Source organism: Atlantibacter sp. MEI4A-1023 (assembly GCF_056155425.1).
In genome coordinates this window covers 2,438,137-2,455,929 of the sequence record NZ_CM149568.1, presented here as the reverse complement: position 1 = coordinate 2,455,929, position 17,793 = coordinate 2,438,137, and the positions used below count along the sequence as shown (strand labels likewise).

The 17,793-nt window shown below is 59.8% G+C and carries 13 protein-coding genes; 5 read left to right on the top strand and 8 right to left on the bottom strand.

Features of this window, described 5'->3' with window-relative positions:
• Positions 1–2: 2 nt before the first annotated feature.
• The 8 genes from ACVV26_RS11795 to ACVV26_RS11760 form a co-directional block, all read right to left on the bottom strand.
• Positions 3–1,421, bottom strand: a complete 1,419-nt coding sequence (locus ACVV26_RS11795; RefSeq protein ID WP_474797157.1) for an L-fucose/L-arabinose isomerase family protein — start codon at positions 1,419–1,421, stop codon at positions 3–5.
• A gap of 21 nt (positions 1,422–1,442) precedes the next feature.
• Positions 1,443–2,930 carry an FGGY family carbohydrate kinase gene (locus ACVV26_RS11790; RefSeq protein WP_474797155.1) on the bottom strand — a complete coding sequence of 496 codons (1,488 nt, stop codon included), beginning with the start codon at positions 2,928–2,930 and terminating at the stop codon, positions 1,443–1,445.
• Between the two features lie 2 nt (positions 2,931–2,932).
• The gene (locus tag ACVV26_RS11785) at positions 2,933–3,877 is read right to left on the bottom strand and encodes a transketolase family protein (protein ID WP_474797154.1); all 945 of its coding nucleotides are present in this window, start codon (positions 3,875–3,877) and stop codon (positions 2,933–2,935) included.
• On the bottom strand, positions 3,870–4,700 hold the full coding sequence (locus ACVV26_RS11780) for a transketolase (RefSeq protein WP_474797153.1): 831 nt from the start codon (positions 4,698–4,700) through the stop codon (positions 3,870–3,872). Before ACVV26_RS11780 ends, ACVV26_RS11785 begins: the two co-directional genes overlap by 8 nt.
• Positions 4,701–4,787: 87 nt before the next feature.
• Entirely contained in the window at positions 4,788–5,888 is a 1,101-nt protein-coding gene (locus ACVV26_RS11775) for an ABC transporter permease (RefSeq protein WP_125293369.1), read from the bottom strand.
• A 1-nt stretch (position 5,889) separates the two neighbouring features.
• On the bottom strand, positions 5,890–7,404 hold the full coding sequence (locus tag ACVV26_RS11770; protein WP_474797152.1) for a sugar ABC transporter ATP-binding protein: 1,515 nt from the start codon (positions 7,402–7,404) through the stop codon (positions 5,890–5,892).
• Entirely contained in the window at positions 7,404–7,997 is a 594-nt protein-coding gene (locus tag ACVV26_RS11765; RefSeq protein ID WP_474797151.1) for a DUF2291 family protein, read from the bottom strand. Before ACVV26_RS11765 ends, ACVV26_RS11770 begins: the two co-directional genes overlap by 1 nt.
• Before the next feature lie 12 nt (positions 7,998–8,009).
• Positions 8,010–8,951, bottom strand: coding sequence for a D-ribose ABC transporter substrate-binding protein (locus ACVV26_RS11760; RefSeq protein ID WP_125293367.1), 942 nt, complete (start codon positions 8,949–8,951; stop codon positions 8,010–8,012).
• Positions 8,952–9,158: 207 nt separating this feature from the next.
• Between ACVV26_RS11760 and ACVV26_RS11755 the strand changes: the two genes are divergently transcribed.
• The 5 genes from ACVV26_RS11755 (at position 9,159) to ACVV26_RS11735 (ending at position 17,778) form a co-directional block, all read left to right on the top strand.
• Positions 9,159–10,103 carry a sugar-binding transcriptional regulator gene (locus ACVV26_RS11755; protein ID WP_474797150.1) on the top strand — a complete coding sequence of 315 codons (945 nt, stop codon included), beginning with the start codon at positions 9,159–9,161 and terminating at the stop codon, positions 10,101–10,103.
• 197 nt (positions 10,104–10,300) lie between these two features.
• Positions 10,301–11,404, top strand: a complete 1,104-nt coding sequence (locus ACVV26_RS11750; protein ID WP_474797149.1) for a cobalamin-independent methionine synthase II family protein — start codon at positions 10,301–10,303, stop codon at positions 11,402–11,404.
• A 281-nt stretch (positions 11,405–11,685) separates the two neighbouring features.
• On the top strand, positions 11,686–13,467 hold the full coding sequence (gene atzF, locus ACVV26_RS11745) for an allophanate hydrolase (protein ID WP_474797148.1): 1,782 nt from the start codon (positions 11,686–11,688) through the stop codon (positions 13,465–13,467).
• A gap of 10 nt (positions 13,468–13,477) precedes the next feature.
• Positions 13,478–17,095, top strand: coding sequence for an urea carboxylase (gene uca / locus ACVV26_RS11740; protein ID WP_474797147.1), 3,618 nt, complete (start codon positions 13,478–13,480; stop codon positions 17,093–17,095).
• Positions 17,095–17,778: a GntR family transcriptional regulator gene (locus tag ACVV26_RS11735; RefSeq protein WP_474797145.1), complete on the top strand. Its 684-nt coding sequence runs from the start codon at positions 17,095–17,097 to the stop codon at positions 17,776–17,778. The genes uca and ACVV26_RS11735 overlap by 1 nt, the downstream gene beginning before the upstream one ends.
• Positions 17,779–17,793 lie beyond the last annotated feature (15 nt).

The window sequence follows — 17,793 nt, the reverse complement described above, 5'->3', positions numbered from 1 at the left end:
AATCAACGATGCCAGTAACAGCTAATCCCCAGATACTTATTAAACGCCTCCTGCAACACCGCGCCGGTGGCCGAGTGGTTCATCGCCACGTGGTGCTCGAAGCCGTTATTGCAAATCCACGCCAGCAGGTTTTCCAGGTGCGGCACTTCAATCACCGCGCGGCAGCCCACGGTGTCCAGCGCGTCGTCCACCGACTGGCCTTCGCCAACATAGGCTTTGATCTCGCCGGTGAAATCATCCGATGACAGGCGGAAGTAGGTGAGCGGGCCGCTTTTCAGGCGACCATGCACCGCGCCGCAGGTGTTCTCTTTCCCCACGGTAGTGCCGATGATATCCGCAGTGCCCATCGCCGGGGATTCCAGGCTGGCGCTGGCGAAGTTGCCGCAGTGGAACAGCACGCATTTGTTGCGATCGTCGCCGAAGTTGTTGTTCCAGTCGGCAATCGACGCCGGGTTCAGCGAGCAGCTCGCCAGGGCGTACATCGACAGCGCGCCCATCACGTCCACTTCGCAGGCGCTCGGCATCAGTTGGCCGGACATCACGCTCATGATCGAGCAGACGTTAATCCCGAGGTTTTCTTGCAGCGACGTCCAGCACTGAATGGCGGTGGTGTCGATATCGTTGGCCGTCACCCATTCGCTGATGACGACGAACAGTTTCGCCATCGTGACCAGTTTGTCCGCCGGAATGGCGCTGGCGTCGGCGTTATCCATCAGGATGCCGCGTTTTTCCTGGACGCGAATGTCATCGTCGCTGATGTGTTTGACGCGGGTAAAGATCTCCGACAGGTCGAGGGTTTCCACCGCCACGCCCATTTTTTCCAGCAGTTTTTCGCTGTAGCGCACGGTGTTAAAGCTCGCCGGACGCGCGCCGATTGCGCCGATGCGCACGCCTTTCATTGATGCCACCACCCGGCAGATTTGGGTAAAGCGTTGCAGATCGGCAGCGAAGACCTCGCTGGACAGGGCGCAAACGTGCTGGGTGGTCAGGGTAAACGGAATGCCGTACTGGCGCAGGTTGTTGCACAGGGAAATCTTGCCGCAGAAGCTGTCGCGGCGGGTGGCGAGGCCCATTTTATCGAGGTTGTCTTCCTCGGCCTGGATCAACACCGGCACGTTAAGGCCGGACAGGCGAAGGGCTTCCGCCACCGCTTTTTCATCGCCAAAGTTCGGTAGCAGTACCACCACGCCGTGGATCTGGTCGCGGTGCTTGCGGAACAGTTCGGCGCATACTTTGGCATCCTGGCGGGTTTCCACGCCGCCGAGGTAGGTTTCGCCATCTTTCAGCATCACGGTATTAATGCCGAGACGAGAAAACAGCGCTTCGGCCTGCTCGCGGGCTTCCGCCACCAGATAGCTGGGGAAGAATCCACGGTTGCCGATAATTACGCCGAAGGTTAATTGATGTGGGATACGGGACATGGCATCACTCCAGTAAAAGGATTATTTGGGCTGAAAGCGGCAGCGGGCCACGGCTTCAAGCCACTGTTTATAGTTTTGTTGCATCTGTTGTTGCCGCGCGGGCTGCGGCGCAATTCGTTCGCCCTGGCTTGCCAGCGCGGCAGGCGTTTCATCCTGCCACCAGCCCAGCGCGTTGCCGGCCAGCAGCGCGGCGCCCAGCGCCGAGACTTCGGCGGCGGGTTGAATAATTAACGGCCGTTGTAACACGTCGGCCTGCAACTGCATCAGCCAACGGTTTTGGGTAGCGGTACCGTCGACGCACAGCGTTTCCAGCGGCTGACCGCAGGCCTGCTCCATAGCGAAAAAAACATCGGCAATTTGATACACCACCGATTCCAGCGCGGCGCGGGCCAGTACCGCTGGCGTGGCGGCGTCGGTTAAACCGCAAATCGTGCCGCGCGCCTGAAGATCCCACCAGGGCGCGCCGAGCCCCGACAGCGCCGGGACGTAATAGACGCCCTGATTATCCGGCACCGACTGCGCCAGCGCGGTGAGTTCCGCCGGGTTGTGAATGCCGAGCATTCGCCCGAGCCAGGCCGCGCCGGAGCCGGTATGGGTAATGTTGCCTTCCAGCGCGAAGGTACGTTCGCCGTCGTGCCAGGCGAGGGTGGTGCTCAGGCGATTAGCCCTGGACACCGGTTCCGGTATCGAAAACATCAGCGACGACCCGGTGCCGTAAGTGGCTTTCACCACGTTGCCGCAGGCGCGGCGTTGGGCGTAGAGCGCCGCGTGGGAATCGCCGATTAACGACAGGATCGGCGTGCCGACCGGTACGCCGGGAATAAACCCGACCTGCACTTCACCATGCAAACCGCTCGACGGCCTGACGTCCGCCAGCGCGGCGCGCGGGACGTTAAACAGGTCGAGCAGTTGTTGATCCCACTGGCCGTCATAAATATTAAACAGCTGGGTGCGGGCGGCGTTGGCGTAATCGGTCGTGAAGGCGCGCCCGCCGGTAAACTGCCAGTTCAGCCAGCTATCAAGGGTGCCGATGCACAGCTCGCCGCGTTCGGCTCGCGCCACGCCATCCGGCAACGCATCCAGCAGGGCGCTGATTTTCGCCGCCGGGAACAGCGGGTCCACCGGCAGCCCGGTAAGTTGGGTAATCAGCGCGTCATGGCCTTGCGCCTGAAGTTCAGCGCAGCGCGCCTCCGAGCGGCGGTCCTGCCAGCTCACCACCGGGGTAAGCGGTTTGCCGTCGGCGCGTTGCCAGATTAATACCGATTCGCGCTGGTTGCTGATGGCGATCCCGGCAACCTGCACCGGCCCGGCCTGCTGTAAACAGCCGCTAATCGCCTCGACCACCGCCTGCCAGATAGCCAGCGGGTCCTGTTCGGCGAGGCCGGGAGCAGGGTGGCGGATCTCCACCCCCACGCCGCAGCGCCCGACGATTTGCCCTTCGCGGTTGACCGCCACCGCTTTGGCGTTGGTTGTGCCCTCATCAATCGCGAGAATTATTGGGCTCGACATGGTTATGCTCCTTCACACAGCGCAGTGGCTTTGCGTACCACACCGGCGGCGTCAATACCGTGATGAGCGCGCATATCCTTACGATCGGCGGCAATGGCGTACCCGCCATCGGCAATGCCCAGCCGGGTCAGCGGGATGGCGCAGCCGGCTTCCGCCAGCACTTCCGCCACCAGGCTGCCGACGCCGCCGTTGACGTTGTGTTCTTCGACGGTAATCACCCGGCGGGATTTTTGCAGCACAGCCAGCAGTTGCGCGGTATCGCAGGGGCGAATCGACGGCACGTTGATCACCGCCGCATCGATGCCCTGGTCCGCCAGCGCGGCGGCGGCGCTGACGATTTCATGCACCGTTGAGCCCATCGCCACCAGCGCCACGTCCGCGCCTTCGCGCAGCACGTTAATCGCGCCTGGCGTAAAGCGGTAGCTGGCGTCGTGCAGTTCCGGCAGCGCTTTGCCGTCGAGGCGGATATACACCGGGCCGACGTGATCCAGCGCGTAATCGATAATCTGGCGACACTCAACCGGGCAGGAAGGGGCGTAAATTTCGATATTGCCGAAACCGCGCAGCACGGCGATGTCGTCGATGCTGTGGTGGGTACTGGCCAGCGGGCCGTAGCTGGCCCCCGCGTTCAGACCGAACAGTTTGACGTTGCTGTTGTTGTAGCAAACGTCCACTTTGATCTGCTCGTTAGCGCGGGAGATCAAAAACGGCGCGGCGTTACAGGTGACGGCGATTTTTCCGCCCATCGACAGGCCCACGGCGGTGCCCACCAGGGTTTGCTCGGCGATGCCGACGTTCACCAGACGGTCCGGGAACTGCTTAATAAACGGCGAGATTTTGGCCGTGGAGGTGGAGTCCGCCACCACCGGCACCAGGTCGACGCCGCGCTCAACCGCATCGATAAACGCATTCACCATCACCGTTGCCAGATGTTCGCTATTACTCATCTTTCAGTTCCTCCAGAGCCAGTTCCACTTCTTCACCCTTTGGCACCCGGTGGTGCCACTCCGCGCGCCCCTGAATAAACGACACGCCCGCACCCTTGGTGGTATTGGCGATAATCACCTGCGGTTTACCGCCCGGTTTCAGCCCTTCAATGGTGGTCACCACGTCCTGCATGTCGTTGCCGTTGCACTGGGTCACTTCCATGCCGAACGCGCGCCATTTTTCATCCAGCGGATCGGTGTTGAGAATATCTTTGGTTAAACCCGCCAGCTGTAAGTTGTTTTTATCGTTAATAATGATCAGGTTATCGAGCTGGTAATGCGCCGCCACCAGCGCCGCTTCCCAGTTGCTGCCTTCCGCCAGTTCGCCGTCGCCGGTGACCACAAATACCCGGCGCGGGTTGTTGCTGCGTTTGGCCGCCAGGGCAATGCCCACAGCTACCGGTAATCCGTGGCCGAGCGCGCCGGTATTCAACTCCACGCCCGGCGTTTTATGCTTCACCGGGTGGCCGGGCAGGTGAGAATCGGCGTGCTGATAGGTCGACAGCCACTCCACCGGGATAAAACCGGCTTCCGCCAGCACGCAGTAATAGCCGCCTACCGCGTGGCCTTTGGACTGAATATACATATCGCGTTGGTCGCTGTTCACTAATTCCGGCGAGCAGTTCATCACCCGGAAATAGAGCGCGGTGAGGATCTCAACCTGAGAGAGATCGGCCCCGGTATGCCCGCCTGCCGGGCTGTTAGCGTTAAGCTGAATGATGCGACGGCGCACCGCGCGGGCTTTCTTTTCCAGATCCGCAACCGACAATGAAAACGGATTCATAGGCTTACCTCTTGCATTAAAAATCATATATGAATATTTATTCGATAAGGGTAAAAAAAATCGCCTTTCGAACCAATCTGTGACGCGCTACGCTTTTGCGTTGCCTTCCATCGCGACTTTCTGGGCCACCACGGCGGCTTTTTGCTGCATCCGGTTTTGCATCTGGTCGATAATCACCGCCACAATAATCACGATGCCTTTGATCACCATCTGCCAGAACTCGCTGACGCCCATCATCACCAGCCCATCGGCCAGGAAACCGATAACAAACGCGCCGACCAGGGTGCCGAGAATGGTGCCGCGTCCGCCTGCCAGTGACGTTCCGCCGAGCACCACCGCGGCGATAGCGTTCATTTCAAACGCCGTACCGTTGGCCGGATGGCTTGCCACCAGTTGGGCGGAAACCACAATCCCGGCGATAGCGGCGCAGAAACCGGAGAGGGTGTAGACCCAAATTTTTACCTGTTTAACTTTTACGCCGGACAGTTCGGCAGCGCGTTCGTTATCGCCGATGGCGTAGACATGGCGGCCAAACGGCAGGCGACGGGCCACGTAGGCAATGGCAATCGCCAGCACAATCATCATCCAGATGGCCCAGGGCATACCAAGGAAGTTACCCGCGCCGATTTCATCAAAACCGGTGTTGCCCAACTGCGGGTTACCCGAGAGGCCGGGGAAGGTTTCGCCTCCTGAGGTCAGCATCGCCGCGCCGCGCAGCACGTACATGGTGCCGAGGGTGCAGATAAACGGGGCCACGTTATAACGGGTGATGATCCAGCCGTTGGTCGCGCCAATCAGCCCGCCAATCAGCAGCACTAACGGCACAATCACCCAGACGCTGGGGAAAATCGCGATGCCGAACATCGGCAGCACGATGCCTTTGGTGATAAGCCACCCGGCAATCATCCCGCACAGCCCCAGGGTCGCGCCGATGGACAGATCAATGCCCGCAGTGATAATCACAAAGGTGATGCCCAGCGCCAGGAAGGCGTTGATGGCAATGTGTTTAATCATGATCACCATACTGCCCATCGCGAGGAAGTCCGGCACCATGATGGAGAAAAAGCCGACTATCAAAAACAGCGCAATAAAGGTGCGCAGCTTCAACAGCAGCAGGAGGATATTTTCCCGCGAACTGAATAGCGAGGCGGGTCTTGCGTTAAGCGCGACGGTCTCATTCGTTTTCATATCAGAACCCTTGTGCACTAGCGGAAACCAATGCCGACTCTTCGGCGTTTTCACGGGGAATATCAGCGGTCACTTTGCCGCCGGACATCACCAGGATGCGGTCCGACACCGCCATAATTTCTTTCAGGTCCGAGGTGGAGAACACCACCGCGATCCCCTGTTCAGAGAGCTGCACCATCATGCGGAATACGTCGGCTTTGGCACCTACGTCGATACCGCGCGTGGGTTCATCCAGCAGCAATAGCTTGGGGTTGGTGAGCAGCGAACGGCCAATCACCACTTTTTGCTGGTTGCCGCCGCTCAGCGCCTGGATTTCGACTTCCGGCGAGGAGACCTTAATCGACAGGTTGCCGATGGTGGTTGCCACCACCTGTTCCTCATCGCGCCGGGAAATTGCGAAACCGCTCTGCAAGCGCCGCCACAGGCTGGCGATGGTCAAATTGCTGGCCACCGACGAGATCGGGAAGATACCGGTGCGTTTGCGGTCTTCCGGCACCAGGCTCATCCCCATGCGGATGCGCTCCGCCGTGGATAAACGCGGCGGCACCGGTTTGCTGTCGAGCCACAGTTTGCCGAGGTAGTTGCGATTGGTGCCGAGCAGGCACTCAAACAGCTCGGTACGCCCCGCGCCCATCAGCCCGTAAATGCCGACGATTTCCCCGGCGCGGACGTTAAAGGTCACGTCGTCCACCACCGCATTGCCCGAGGCGTTGACGCAGGTGATGTGTTCCGCTTCCAGTACCGGCGCGCCAAACTCACGGCCCGGCGTCAGGAAGCTGGAGACCGGCTCGCTGCCGAGCATTTCGCGCACGATCCACGGCACGTCGATATCGCTCACCTGGGCTTCGGCCTGGAACTTGCCGTCGCGCAGAATGGTGATCACATCGCCGATCGCCATCAACTCTTCCAGACGGTGAGAGATATAGATGATGGACACGCCCTGACGGGTCAGCTCGCGGATCACCCGGAACAGAATTTCCACTTCGGTTTTACTCAGCGCCGAGGTGGGTTCATCGAGGATCAAAATGTCCGCGTCTTCCGCCAGCGCTTTGGCGATTTCCACCAGCTGCTGCTGGCCGACTTTCAGGTTCGCCACCTGCTCGTTTGGCGAGATCGGCTGGTCGAGTCGCTTCAGCAATTCCGCGCTGCGCTGGATCTGGGTGGCTTCGTCAATCGGCTTCAGCCCCTGTTGCAATTCGCGGCCCAGAAAAATGTTTTCCGCCACGGTCAGGTTTTCAAACAGGTTGAGTTCCTGGTGCACCATGCCGATACCGTGGGCAGCGGCGTCGCGGGTATTGGCGAAATGCACCGGTTTGCCGTTGAGTTCGATAGCGCCGGTGCTCGGCTGCTGCACCCCGGCGAGAATTTTCATCAGGGTGGATTTCCCCGCGCCGTTCTCGCCGATAATCACATTCACTTTGCCGCGCCAGACGTTGTAATCGACGTTATCCAGCGCCACGGTGCCAGGGAACAGCATCGACACCCCACGGGTGCGCAAAACAATCGGGTCTTGCATTATTTCGCTCCCTTCTGGATATCCAGCGCCACGGCGTCGGACAGCACGCCATCTTTCAGGTTGCCGGCGATCAGCATCGTCACCGGCTGCTGCTGCCAGGACGCGTCAACCGGCGGCAGGTGTTTCACCGCTTCGCGGTTATAGGCTTTGGAAAGCTGAGCAAACTGGACCTGGTTGGTGAAATCCTCAAATTTAAAACCGGCGGCGTCGCGCACCGCATTGCCTCTGATCAGCGGCCCAATCTGGACCTCCAGCGGCTTATTGTTCAGCGTCACGGTCACCGACCGTTCGCGTGGGTTGGTCAAATCGACTTTTTCGATGTTGCTGTGCAGGCGCACAAACACGCTTTGCGGCGTCGGGCTGTTTGGCAGCGTCGCGGCATCCAGCGCATGGTCGCGCGCCGGGGCGCTGACCCGGCTGTCCCATGTTTGTTGCGCTATCTGCGCGGGTGTCATGTTAGCGAAACTCGCTTTCGCGTTGGGATCTGGCGGAATGATCGGTTTACCATTCTCGTCCAGATCCACCACCCGGCAGGCAGTCAGCAACAGGGTACTGCAACACAGCACGCCAATACCCCATTGTTTCAACGACATACAACCTCCGGCTTAGTTGCTCAGTTTGAAGGTGTTCAGTTTGGATGCGTTTGAATCGTCAATCAGCACGCAGTCCATCAACTGTTTTTCCTGCTCTTTGGCTTTGCCGTTTTTCAGGTAGTAATCCGCCTGAACCACTGCCATTTGCGCCTGCTCCCAGCCCGGTTGCAGAACGGTGGCTTTGATGTTGCTGCCGGCTTTAATCGAATCACGCACATAGTCGCTGCCGTCGAAGCCCACCACGATCACGTTGGTTTTACCCGCCGCTTTCAGCGCCGCTTCTGCGCCAAGCGCCATAGTGTCGTTACCGGAGATCACGCCGACGATATCCGGCTGGGTTTGCAGAATGGCTTCCATACGGTTAAAGGCTTCAGTCTGGCTCCAGTTGGCGGTCTGCTGGGCCACCATCTTCATGTCCGGGTAGTCATCGAGGATGTCGTGATAGCCCTGGGAGCGCACGTGGGCGTTGGTATCCGACTGGCGGCCCAGCAGCTCAACGTACTTGCCTTTGCCGTCGAGCAGTTTGGCGAACTTCTCCGCACCCAACTGCGCGCCCTGATAGTTGTTGGACACAATCTGCGCCACGGCGACGCCGGTTTTGTTGATTTCACGGTCAATCAGGAACGCCGGAACGCCAGCGGCTTTGGCTTTTTCCAGCGGGCCGACGGTGGCGTCCGCACCGGCGTTATCGAGAATAATCGCTTTGGCTTTACGGGCGATGGCGGTTTCAATCAGCTGGTTCTGTTTGTTCACGTCATCGTCATGAGAGGCCACCAGCGTGGTGTAGCCAAGCTCTTTGGCTTTAGCGGCAGCGCCGTCCGCTTCGGCTTTAAAGAACGGGTTGTCGTGTGAAGGGGTGATAATGGCAATCAGTCCATTGTCAGCGGCATAGAGGTTGGCAGAAGCCGCAAACAGCGCAGCCACTAATGATGCTTTCAGTAGGGTGTGTTTCATTTTTATCTCCACATTGAATATATATTCAAACATGATTTATTATTCAATGTAACCATATGCCCCCGAAATTGATCTGTCTACGGTCAATTCAGCGAAATGATGAAAAGGCGAAAGCGATCACAATTTGTTCACTTATGGGTCAAAAGAGGGCGTTACTTGTTATTTATTCGGTCTTGAATAAAAATACAGGGGGATCCAGGAGGTGCTATGTCTAAACAGGATGAACAACGGCTGCTGGTGAAAATCGCCACGCTCTATTACGTCGATGGAATGAAACAATCTGAAATTGCTGGCCTTCTGCAGCTTTCGCAATCATTTGTCTCGCGCGCCATCACCCGCTGCCAGAAAGAAGGGGTGGTGAAAATCAGCGTGATCCAACCGCCGAATATTTTTCTGTCGCTGGAGAACGCGCTGGAGCAGAAATACGGCATCCGCCAGGCGATCGTGGTGGACGTGGATGAACCGGCATCATCCGCGCAAATTAAACACGCCATCGGCAGCGCCGCCGCGCATTACGTTGAAACGCGCCTGCGGCCTGACGATTTGGTGGGGATTTCCTCATGGAGCAGCACCATTCGCGCCATGGTGGATGAACTGCATCCCCAGAGCATCAAAGCGCGCGGGGTGATCCAGTTGCTCGGCGGCGTCGGGCCGAACGGCAACGTGCAGGCGACCATCCTGACCCAGAATCTTGCGGCGCAGTTGGGTTGCCAGGCCTGGTTATTACCTTCACAAAGCATTGAGCATTCCGTGGAAGAACGCGCCCGGCTGGTGTCCAGCGACGACGTGGCGGAAGTGGTGCGCAAATTTAGTGAAGTGGACGTGGCGATCCTCGGCATCGGCGATCTGGAACCGTCGCAATTGCTGAAAAATTCCGGCAACTACTACGGCGAAGCGATGCTGAAAACCCTGGCGGCGCGCGGCGCGGTGGGGGATATCTGCCTGCATTACTACAATGCCGAGGGCGAACCGGTGCTGAGCAAAGAAGAAGATCCGGTGATCGGCATGGAACTGAGCCAGGTGCGCAACTGCCCGCACGTGGTGGCGCTGGCGGGCGGCACTGAGAAGGTCAACGCCATTCGCGGGGCGCTGAAGGGCAACTACATTGACGTATTGATTACCGATTATCCTACCGCGCGCCAGCTTGCCTGATGTCTAATGGGCATCCGGTCGGGTGCCCTGAACAATCCTCAACCCAACGTGAATTTTCTTCATGTGCGATGAATTTTCTTCGTTTGCACACGTCTCCGACGCATGACACTCTGAATACATCTAGCCGTCCAGATGGCTAAAGCTTCATAATGCGAACAATCACCCTGGGCAATTATCTTCAGGGTCAAGGAGACACCATGCAACGCCAACTTCCCCCGTACCGCGCCGATGTCGTCGGCAGTTTTTTACGTCCTGACGCGATCAAAACCGCCCGCGAGCAGTTCGCCCGTGGCGATATCGATGCCAGCCAGCTGCGCCAGGTTGAGAACGACGCTATCCGCGCCTGTGTGGAAGAGCAGTGCGCCTGCGGCCTGACGGTGGTCACCGACGGTGAATTCCGCCGCGCCTGGTGGCACCTCGATTTCTTTGCCGCGTTGCAGGGCGTGGAGCTGGTGGAAGTGAACCAGGGCATTCAGTTCTCCGGCATCCAGACCAAAGCGCAAAGCGTGCGCGTTACCGGCAAAGTGGCGTTCGGCGAGCATCCGATGCTGGAAGATTTCCGTTTCCTGAAAAGCGTCAGCGGCAGCGCCGAGCCAAAAATGACTATCCCCAGCCCGAGCGTGCTGCACTTCCGCGGCGGCGCGGCGGCCATTGACCGTAACGTCTACCCGAATCTGGATGACTATTTTGCCGATCTCGCCGTGACCTGGCGCGACGCCATCCGCGCGTTCTACGACGCGGGCTGTCGCTACCTGCAACTGGACGACACCGTCTGGGCCTATCTGTGCTCCGACGAGCAGCGCCAGCAGATCCGCGATCGCGGCGAAGACCCGGACCAGCTGGCGCAGATTTATGCCCGTGTGCTGAACCAGGCGCTGGAAGGCAAACCGGACGATCTGACCATCGGCTTGCACGTTTGCCGGGGTAACTTCCGCTCCAGTTGGATTGCCGAAGGTGGCTACGAGCCGGTGGCTGAAGTGTTGTTCGGTACTGTTAACGTCGACGCGTTTTTCCTGGAGTATGATAACGACCGCTCCGGTGATTTCTCCCCGCTGCGCTTTATCCGTCCGGGCAAACAGCAGGTGGTGCTGGGCTTAATCACCACCAAAAACGGCGAGCTGGAAAATCGCGAGCAGATTAAAGCGCGGCTGAAAGAAGCCTCGCAGTATGTCGATCTTAACCAGGTATGCCTGAGCCCGCAGTGCGGTTTTGCCTCAACGGAAGAGGGCAACGCTATTACCCCTGCCGAGCAGTGGAATAAAGTCCGTCTGGTAACGGAAATTGCCGCTGAAGTGTGGTAAATATCGGCATTTCTTATTACCGATAATCATCAGCCATCTTAAAAAGTGATATCCGCCGGTTAATTCAGGCGGATATTGTTTTATTGCACGGCTTTAATGCAGTCTTGCACCAAATTATTCTCTGGACGTTCCTCTGAAAATCTGTAAAACAAGGAAAATAATTTAATTAATTGATATTTAAGTGTTTATAAATATTGGCATCACAATTGCTTTATTCATTCCATCTTGTATACCAGTTGGGATGCCAGCCAATGATGCCACTTTCTTCTTCGCCCGGTGTAATGACTGTCGATGAATGGAAACACTTCTGTACTCACTCCGTCGATGCCCTGTCAGATATTTATCGCCAGCTTATAAATGAATTTAATAAACAGGATCCCGCCTGGATTTGCTGCGCCAGCGAGCAATTAATCGATTCGCAAATTGCGCAATTAACCACCTGGCTGAAAGAGGGCAAAAGCCCCCACGATTTCGCGCTGTGGGGCGTGCCGTTTGCGGTAAAAGACAATATCGACGTCGCCGGGTTTGAAACCACCGCTGCGTGTCCGGCCTTTGCGTATCTGCCGGAAAAAGACGCCACCGTGGTAGCAAAACTCAAAGCGGCGGGGGCAATTGTGGTGGGCAAAACCAACCTCGATCAGTTTGCTACCGGGCTGGTGGGAACCCGTTCGCCGTATGGCGCGGTCCCCAATACCTTTGATGCCCGCTACGTCAGCGGCGGCTCCAGTTCCGGTTCGGCCTCGGTGGTGGCGCGCGGGCTGGTGCCGTTTGCCCTCGGCACCGACACCGCCGGTTCAGGCCGGGTTCCGGCAGGCTTTAACAACATTGTGGGCCTGAAGCCGACCAAAGGCTGGTTCTCTGCGAGCGGCGTAGTGCCAGCCTGCCGTCTGAACGATACGGTTTCGGTGTTCGCGCTCACCGTTGATGATGCCGCTAACGTTGCCCGCATCGCCGCCGGGTTTGATGCAGAAGACGCGTATTCGCGCCGAAACCCCAATACCGCGCCCGCCCGCTTTAGCCCTAAGCCGCGCCTGGCGGTGCCGGACCGTCCTGAATTCTTTGGCGACCCATTAAGTGAAGCCGCCTTTGCCAAAAGCCTGACGCGCCTGGAAGCGCTGGGCGTCCAGTGCATCCCGATTGATTTCACGCCGTTTCGCCAACTCGCCGAACAGCTTTATGCCGGGGCGTGGGTGGCGGAACGCACCGTGGCGGTGGGCGATACTCTGGCGCGTTTCCCGCAGGATATGGACCCGACGGTGCGCGGCATCGTCGAAGGCGGCAAGCGCTTCAGCGCCTGCGATGCCTGGCAGGCGGAATACACCCGCGCGGCGCTGGCCAGGGAAATCAACAGCGTGCTGGCCGGGTTCGACGCGCTGGTGGTTCCCACCTCTCCCACCATCCACACCCTCGACGAGATGGTTGAGGAGCCGGTGCGCTACAACTCGCAGTTCGGCACCTACACCAATTTTACTAACCTCGCCGACCTCAGCGCGCTGGCGCTGCCGGGGGATTTCCGCACCGACGGATTACCGGCAGGCATCACCTTAATTGCCCCGGCCTGGCACGACGCGGCGCTGGCGGATTTCGGTCGTCTCTGGCAACAGGCGCTACCGCTGCCGTTAGGCGCAACCTCAAAAGCCTTACCCACCGGCAGACCGCCCGCCGTGGAGGGATTTGTCCGGCTGGCGGTAGTCGGCGCGCACCTGCGCGGCCAGCCGCTTAACGTCCAGCTCACCACCCGCAATGCCGTTTTTGTCGAGGAAACTACTACCGACGCCCGCTATCAGCTGTATGCCCTGGCGAACACCACGCCGCCGAAACCGGGCCTGGCGCGGGGCGAGCAGGGCCAGCCGATTGTGGTGGAACTGTGGGACGTGCCGCTGGCGCGCTTCGGCGAACTGGTGGCGGAAGTGCCTGCGCCGCTGGGCATCGGCTCACTGACGCTGCAAGACGGTCGCCAGGTGAAGGGCTTTATCTGCGAGCCCTACGCCCTGGCCGACGCCACGGATATCACGCCATGGGGCGGCTGGAAAGCCTGGCTCGCCCGTCACCACAGCGCCTGAGGAGAACGCCATGTTTCAACGCGTACTGATTGCCAACCGTGGCGAGATCGCCTGCCGCGCCATTCGCACCCTCAACCGCATGGGCATTGAGAGCGTGGCGGTGTATTCCGACTGTGACCGCAATGCGCCGCACGTTGCTGATGCCACCCGGGCGATCGCCCTGGGCGGCGACAGCGCACGGGACACCTATCTGAATATCGACAAGATCCTTGCAGCAGCAAAAGAGAGCGGCGCTGAGGCGATTTTCCCCGGCTACGGATTTCTTTCCGAGCGCGCCGAGTTCGCCGCTGCCTGCGAAATGGCGGGCATTACGTTTATCGGCCCCGACGCCTCGCAGATCGCCGACTTTGGCCAGAAGCACCGCGCCCGGGCGCTGGCAGCTCAGGCGGGTTTGCCGATGACGCCCGGCACCGGGCTATTGCAAAGCCTGGAAGAGGCCTGCGAACAGGCGGCGGAGGTGGGTTTCCCGCTGATGCTGAAAACCACGGCGGGCGGTGGCGGCATCGGCCTGATGCGCTGTGAGGATATGGCGGCGCTGTGCGAGGCCTGGCAAACCGTCAAGCGCCAGGGTGCGCAGTTCTTCAGCGATGACGGCGTGTTTCTGGAGCGTTGCATTGACCGGGCGCGTCATCTTGAAGTGCAAATTTTCGGTGATGGCAGGGGCAAAGTCGTGGCCCTCGGCGAGCGCGACTGTTCGCTTCAGCGCCGCAACCAGAAAGTGCTGGAAGAAACGCCCGCGCCCAATTTGCCGCAGTCGACCCGTGAGGCGATGTTAAACGCCGCCGTGGCGCTGGGGGAATCGGTGAACTACCGCAGCGCGGGCACCGTGGAGTTTATCTACGAACCGGCGCAGGACGCATTCTATTTTCTCGAGGTCAACACCCGGCTCCAGGTGGAGCATCCAGTGACCGAAATGGTGACGGGTCTTGACCTGATCGAATGTATGGTCAGGCTGGCGGCGGCGCAGCCGCTGGACTGGCCAGCGATGGCCCGTGCGCCCGGCGGTGCGGCGATTGAGGTGCGCCTCTACGCTGAAGATCCGCTCAAAAACTTCCAGCCCAGCCCCGGCGTGCTTACCGAGGTCTGCTTCCCGGACAATGTGCGGGTAGACGGCTGGGTCAGCACCGGCAGCGAGGTCAGTGCGTTTTACGATCCAATGATCGCCAAAATCATCGTTCACGGTCAGGATCGCCAGGATGCGCTGCTTAAGCTGCGCCGCGCGCTTGACGCCACCCGGTTAGCGGGCATCGCCACCAATCTCGACTATCTACGTCAGCTGGCAGTGTTGCCGGAATTCAAAGCCGGGGTGATGTGGACCCGGCTGCTGGACGAGGTCAGCTATCAGGCTCACGCCATTGAAGTGCTGGAGCCTGGCACCTGGAGCAGCGTGCAGGATTATCCGGGCCGACCGGGCTACTGGGATATCGGCGTCCCGCCATCCGGGCCGATGGACGATCTGGCGTTTCAGCTTGCCAACCGCATCGTCGGCAACCATCCGAGCGCGGCGGGGCTGGAATTTACCCTGCAAGGCCCGACGCTGCGTTTTCACAGCGACGCGATCATCGCCCTGACCGGCGCCAGTTGCCCGGCGCTTCTGGACGATCAACCGGTGGCCTACTGGCAGCCTGTTATCGTCAAAGCCGGGCAAACCCTGTCGCTGGGCCGCGCCACCCGCGGTTGCCGCACCTATCTGGCGGTGCGTAACGGCATCGACGTGCCGCTGTACCTCGGTAGCCGCTCGACCTTTGCCCTCGGGCAGTTTGGCGGCCACGCCGGTCGCACCCTGAAGGTGGCCGACATCCTGGCGATTTCGCGCCCGGAACTGGCGGCCTGCACCACGCCCGCGCCGATTGCGCTGCCGCAAATGCCGGAACCGGCGCTGATCCCGAGCTACGGCGAGACGTGGGAAATCGGCGTACTGTACGGGCCGCACGGCGCGCCGGATTTCTTCACCCCCGAATCGATGGAGACGTTTTTCGCCACCGAGTGGGAGGTGCATTACAACTCTAACCGCCTCGGTGTGCGCCTGAGTGGCCCGAAGCCGGAATGGACGCGGGCCGACGGCGGTGAAGCGGGCCTGCATCCGTCCAACGTCCACGACTGTGAATACGCCATTGGCGCGATTAACTTTACCGGCGATTTCCCAGTGATTTTAACGCGCGATGGCCCGAGCCTCGGTGGTTTCGTGTGTCCGGTGACCATCGCCAAAGCCGAATTGTGGAAGGTCGGCCAGGTGAAACCCGGCGACAAAATTCGCTTCCACCCGGTGAGCTTCGCCTGGGCGCAGTCTCTGGAGCTGGCCCACCAGGTGGCAGTCACCAACCTGTGCGCCGCCAGTACTCTGCCGGATATTCCGGTGTCAATTGCGCCGGGCATGACCCGCAGCGCGGCGATCCTGGCCCAGTGGGAAGCCGACGCCTCGCGACCGGCAGTGGTGTGGCGGCAGGCCGGAGACAGTTACATCCTGATTGAATACGGCGAAAACGTGCTGGATCTGGCGCTGCGCCTGCGGGTGCATCTGCTGATGGCGGCGATTCGCCAGGCAAATATCGCGGGCGTGGAAGAACTCTCTCCCGGCGTGCGTTCGCTACAGGTGCGCTACGACGGGCAGCATATTTCCCAGTCCCAGTTGATGGCGCTGCTCCTGCACCTTGAAGCGTCGCTGGGTGACGTGGCGACATTGAAAATCCCGTCGCGTATCGTCCATCTGCCGATAGCCTTTGAAGACAGCGCAACCCTGGCGGCGGTCGAGCGTTATCAGCAAACGGTGCGGCCGGATGCGCCCTGGCTACCGAACAACGTCGATTTTATCGCCCGGGCCAATGGCCTGAGCGACCGCGACGAGGTGCTGCGCATCATCGCCGATGCCCGCTATTTAATCCTCGGTCTGGGGGACGTTTATCTCGGCGCGCCGTGCGCGGTGCCGATCGACCCGCGTCATCGCCTGCTGAGTTCAAAATACAACCCGGCGCGCACCTGGACCGCTGAAGGCACCGTCGGCATCGGCGGGATGTACATGTGCATCTACGGCATGGATTCCCCCGGCGGCTACCAACTGGTGGGGCGCACGCTGCCTATCTGGAACAAATTCCTGCGCAACAGCCAGTTTGGCGAGGAGCCGTGGCTGCTGAAGTTCTTTGACCAGGTGCGCTTTTACCCGGTCAGCGAAGCCGAGTTAACCGAATTCCGGGAAGCCTTCCGGGAAGGACGCGCTGACGTGCGTATTGAGGAAAGTGAATTTGATTTTGCTGCTTATCAACAGTTTTTGGCGAACAACGCCGCTGATATTGCCACGTTCCGCGAGCGGCAACAGAGGGCGTTTAGCCAGGAAGTCGCGCGCTGGCAACATGAAGAAAGTGACAGCGTCACGAGCGTTGTCCACATCGACGCAGACGACAACCCCCATCAGGGCCAGCGGGTGAACGCCGATCTCAACGGCAACATCTGGAAAATCCTCGTTGAGCCAGGCCAGTGTGTGAAGCAGGGCGAACCGCTGATTGTGGTTGAAGCGATGAAAATGGAACTGATGGTCTGCGCCCCGAACGACGGCACGGTGACTGCGATTGGCTGCCAGCAGGGCCGTCCGGTTGGTCCCGGCGACGCGCTGCTGTGGCTGGCGGCCAGTTAATGAGCATGTTCGCGCAGGAAGGCATCGCCGGACGGGTTTATCAGCACGTTAAACAGGCGATTTTCGATTTCCAGCTGCTGCCGGGGGACCGGTTTAGCGAATCGGATATCGCTACCCGGGTAGGCGTCAGCCGCACGCCGGTGCGCCAGGCGCTGTATGCCCTTGAGCAGGAGGGCTATCTCGACGTGCAGCCGCGCAGCGGCTGGCAGGTCAAACCGGTGGACTTCGACGCGCTGGAAGCCTTTTACGACTTAAGGGTGGTGCTGGAAAGCGAAGCGGTGCGGCGCTTATGCCAGCGGCCAGCAGGCGATATGCCTGCCTCGCTCCAGCCGCTGGTGAGCTTCTGGATAGATTCTCCCGCCCTGGCGGAGGGCAGCGACGTCGCGCCCTGGGATGAAGCTTTTCATATGACGCTGGTGAGCGCCGCCGGGAACCCGGAAATGGCGCGGGTACACCGCGAAGTGACCGAAAAAATACGCATCGTGCGGCGCCTCGATTTCACCCAGGCACCGCGTGTGGCGGCAACGTACGCCGAGCATAGCGCCATCTTGCTCGCCATTATCCACCGCGACGTAGAGGAGGCGTGTGACCGACTGACCGCGCATATCGCACAAAGCCAGAAAGAGGTTCGCAAAATTACGCTTCATATGCTGCACCAGGCGCGGCAGGAGAAGTGTCGTTAACCCTAATCACACAGC

Excerpts from the sequence above, each read along its gene's own strand:
- ACVV26_RS11795 (WP_474797157.1), bottom strand. The coding sequence starts at position 1,421 with ATGTCCCGTATCCCACATCAATTAACCTTCGGCGTAATTATCGGCAAC.
- ACVV26_RS11790 (WP_474797155.1), bottom strand. The coding sequence starts at position 2,930 with ATGTCGAGCCCAATAATTCTCGCGATTGATGAGGGCACAACCAACGCC.
- ACVV26_RS11785 (WP_474797154.1), bottom strand. The coding sequence starts at position 3,877 with ATGAGTAATAGCGAACATCTGGCAACGGTGATGGTGAATGCGTTTATC.
- ACVV26_RS11780 (WP_474797153.1), bottom strand. The coding sequence starts at position 4,700 with ATGAATCCGTTTTCATTGTCGGTTGCGGATCTGGAAAAGAAAGCCCGC.
- ACVV26_RS11775 (WP_125293369.1), bottom strand. The coding sequence starts at position 5,888 with ATGAAAACGAATGAGACCGTCGCGCTTAACGCAAGACCCGCCTCGCTA.
- ACVV26_RS11770 (WP_474797152.1), bottom strand. The coding sequence starts at position 7,404 with ATGCAAGACCCGATTGTTTTGCGCACCCGTGGGGTGTCGATGCTGTTC.
- ACVV26_RS11765 (WP_474797151.1), bottom strand. The coding sequence starts at position 7,997 with ATGTCGTTGAAACAATGGGGTATTGGCGTGCTGTGTTGCAGTACCCTG.
- ACVV26_RS11760 (WP_125293367.1), bottom strand. The coding sequence starts at position 8,951 with ATGAAACACACCCTACTGAAAGCATCATTAGTGGCTGCGCTGTTTGCG.
- ACVV26_RS11755 (WP_474797150.1), top strand. The coding sequence starts at position 9,159 with ATGTCTAAACAGGATGAACAACGGCTGCTGGTGAAAATCGCCACGCTC.
- ACVV26_RS11750 (WP_474797149.1), top strand. The coding sequence starts at position 10,301 with ATGCAACGCCAACTTCCCCCGTACCGCGCCGATGTCGTCGGCAGTTTT.
- atzF (WP_474797148.1), top strand. The coding sequence starts at position 11,686 with ATGACTGTCGATGAATGGAAACACTTCTGTACTCACTCCGTCGATGCC.
- uca (WP_474797147.1), top strand. The coding sequence starts at position 13,478 with ATGTTTCAACGCGTACTGATTGCCAACCGTGGCGAGATCGCCTGCCGC.
- ACVV26_RS11735 (WP_474797145.1), top strand. The coding sequence starts at position 17,095 with ATGAGCATGTTCGCGCAGGAAGGCATCGCCGGACGGGTTTATCAGCAC.